Annotated in this window: 2 protein-coding genes and 1 pseudogene; 2 read left to right on the top strand and 1 reads right to left on the bottom strand. The window is 66.5% G+C overall.

Going from position 1 to position 2426, the window contains the following annotated elements; all coding sequences use genetic code 11:
• On the top strand, window positions 1-727 hold a 727-nt coding region (locus tag EOA36_RS33375; protein ID WP_127281003.1), incomplete at its 5' end, for a LysR family substrate-binding domain-containing protein.
• Window positions 728-773: 46 nt separating this feature from the next.
• Here EOA36_RS33375 and EOA36_RS33370 read toward each other — a convergent pair.
• Complete coding sequence (locus EOA36_RS33370; protein WP_127281002.1) at window positions 774-1385, bottom strand: TIGR00730 family Rossman fold protein; 612 nt, start codon at window positions 1383-1385, stop codon at window positions 774-776.
• 125 nt (window positions 1386-1510) lie between these two features.
• On the opposite strand from EOA36_RS33370, the pseudogene EOA36_RS33365 reads away from it, so the two are divergent.
• Window positions 1511-2426: pseudogene (locus tag EOA36_RS33365) on the top strand (peptigoglycan-binding protein LysM); the annotation flags it as partial.

Raw genomic sequence — 2426 nt, 5'->3', positions numbered from 1 at the left:
CAATGCCGAGGGCCGCGCCTTCCTGACCGAGGCCCGTGCCTTGTTGTCGAATGCGAGCCGGTTGGAGGAGCTTGGCCGCAACCTGGCCAGCGGTTCCACCGGGCGCCTTGCCATCGGCTATGTCGAGGGTGCGGTTCATGCCGGGCTTGTCGCCGGCATGCTGCGCCAGTTCCGCCGCGACCGGCCGGATTTTCACCTGCAGCTGAGAAGCCTGCGCTCGGCGGCGCAGATGGAGGGGCTTCGGCAGCGCTCGCTCGATCTTGGTCTGGTGTATTCTCCCGCGGCTGCCGACGATCCCGATATCGCCAGCACGCCGCTGCGCCACGAGCCGCTGGTGCTGGCCATTCCCGAAGACGATCCGCTGGCCGATGTGGCTGATATCCAGCCGCACCATCTCGACGGCCGCGTCTGGATCACCGTGGTGCGCCAGCCCGACGACACCAATCGTGGCCAGTTCCTCGCCGCTTGCGCCGAGGCTGGCTTCGTACCCGATATCGCTTATGAAACGGCCGACCCGCTGACCTCGCTCGGCCTTGTCAGCGCTGGCCTTGGTCTCGCCACCGTGCAGGCAAGCCTGCGCACTGCCGCGCCGCCCTCGATCCTGTTCCGCGACATGCCGTGGTTCGGGCGCATGGTTTCCATTCATCTCGCCTGGCGACGGCAGGACCGGCGCGCGGTTATCGCCGATCTGCGGGAGGCTGCTCGGAGGGAGGGGAGTAGGGAGTAGGGGAAAAGCGTGCGCTCGGGCAATGCAAACGTACTGCCCCCTAGCTCTACATCTTGTCGATCACCGACTGGACGCCTTCCGTCGGCGCGTCGACCGACGACCCGGCCACCATGATGGCGGCGACGATGGCCTCGGGGTCGTTGACGACCAGCGGCTTCACACGCTGAGCGGTGTGAATGAAGCCTTCCCCAGCCATGTGATCAAGCAACGCCGTCATCGGGTCCCAGAATCCGTTGACATTGCCGAAGACGATCGGCTTGCGGTGATGGCCGAGCTGCGCCCAGGTCATGATCTCGACGATTTCCTCGACTGTGCCTATGCCGCCGGGCAGCGCCACAAAGGCGTCGGATTTCTCGAACATCTTATGTTTGCGCTCGTGCATGTTGTCGGTGATCAACAACTCGTCGAGCCGGTCAAGCGCGGTTTCGGTGGCTTCCCTGTTGATGAGGAAGCGCGGAATGATGCCGGTCACCTTGCCGCCGGCCTTGAGCGCGCCTTCGGCGACAGCGCCCATGATGCCTTTGGTGCCGCCGCCATAGACCAGCCGCAGCCCTGCCTTGGCAATTGAGCGTCCAAGCAGATGGCCGGCCTTGACATAGATTTCATCGCGGCCCGGAGACGAGCCGCAATAGACGCAGACGGATCGAATCGTGTTCATACGGATGATTGGTGATTGGGTCTGGAAGCCTGGTCAAGCCCAAAGGCTGACAAGGGCGGGCTTTTTCTTGTCGGCTTTGGCAAAACACGCTAGACCGGCGTTAGGTGGCTAAGGGGTAGGGAAATATGGCAATTAATCCATTGAAGGCGTTCCTGTTCGCGGCGGGTGGGACCGTCGCGGCGGCGGGAACCGCCTATGTATCGGGCGCGCTCGACCCGTATCTTCATCCCGCGCCGCCGGCGCAAGTGGCGGCCTTGACGCCGCCCGCGGCGCCGAAACCCGCCGACCCCGGCACGGAAGGGCGGCTGCCGGCTCCGGCGGTGCCGGCCGCTCCGGCCGCGGCACCCCAGGCGACAGCCCCGGCAGCACCCGCAACCGATGCGGCGGCGCCTGCGGCGCCCGCGACGGCGGGTCCGATCGCGCCGACTTTCGACGTCGTGCGCGTCGAGAGCAACGGCTCGATCGTCGTTGCCGGCAAGGCGGTGCCCAACTCGAAGGTCGAAATCCTCAACGGCTCAACGGTGATCGGCTCGACGGTGGCTGGTCCCGATGGCGCCTTTGTCATCGTGCTCGACGATCCGCTGAAGCCCGGCGACTATACGATCGCGCTGCGTTCGACCGTCGGCACGGTCGTGACCGCCTCGGCGCAGACTGCCGTGGTCTCGGTGCCCGCGAATGCGGCTGGCCAGGTGCTGGCCATGGTCGAGGAGCCGGGCAAGCCGGCCGAACTGTTGACGGTTCCGACACCCGAGACAAAGCCGGCGCCGGCAACCGGCGACCAAGCTGCTGAAGCGCCCGCGACGGTCGCTCCAGCGCCCGCCGCGCCGGCGCCGACCGCGCCAGCCGTGGTTGAGGCACAACCCGCTCCGGCGGCACCGGCCGCGCCGGCTGTGGCTGAACCCAAGATCGTCGTCGAGGCGGTCGAAATCGACGGCAACAAGATTTTTGTCGCCGGCCTCGCCGATCCGGGCCGCAAGGTGCGCGCCTATGCCAACGACATTCTGCTCGGCGACGCACAGACGTCGCCGGACGGCCATTTTC

Origin of the sequence: Mesorhizobium sp. M8A.F.Ca.ET.021.01.1.1 (assembly GCF_003998025.1) — a bacterium.
Lineage (GTDB): Bacteria > Pseudomonadota > Alphaproteobacteria > Rhizobiales > Rhizobiaceae > Mesorhizobium.
This window is presented reverse-complemented; position numbering and strand designations above follow the sequence as displayed.